Annotated in this window: 1 protein-coding gene; it reads left to right on the forward strand. The window is 28.7% G+C overall.

Annotated elements, in window-relative coordinates; all coding sequences use genetic code 11:
• Window positions 1-118 precede the first annotated feature (118 nt).
• Window positions 119-268 (forward strand): hypothetical protein, encoded by a 150-nt coding sequence (locus tag HGB55_RS15380; RefSeq protein ID WP_168817980.1) that lies wholly within the window; start codon window positions 119-121, stop codon window positions 266-268.
• The last annotated feature ends 122 nt before the right edge of the window (window positions 269-390 follow it).

Below are 390 nucleotides of genomic sequence, written 5' to 3' on the forward strand. Positions count from 1 at the left end.
CCAAATGAATTCAGATATTTAGTTTATAAAAATTACAAAATAATTTATTGGATAAATAAGAGTGAAAAACGGATTGAAATTAATGATATTTTTGATTCTCGACAAAATCCAATAAAGATTGAAAGAACTGAATAAAAGCCAGTTGCCAACACTGGCTATATTGCATTGTGGCGGATTTTCTTTTTCAGAAAATCCTCGTATATTTACTAAACTAATTGCTATGGCGGAAAAATCTTGCCGATTTTTCCACAACGACAACATAGCCTAAACCGTTACCCATTATTAAAACGAAACTCACAACAAAAATTCAAAATGAGAAAATATCTGCTTCTAATTACCTTGTTTTCAATCTCAATTAACAATCTATTTTCACAAAAAGTAATTGAAATG

Origin of the sequence: Lutibacter sp. B1 (assembly GCF_012524075.1) — a bacterium.
Taxonomy (GTDB): domain Bacteria; phylum Bacteroidota; class Bacteroidia; order Flavobacteriales; family Flavobacteriaceae; genus Lutibacter.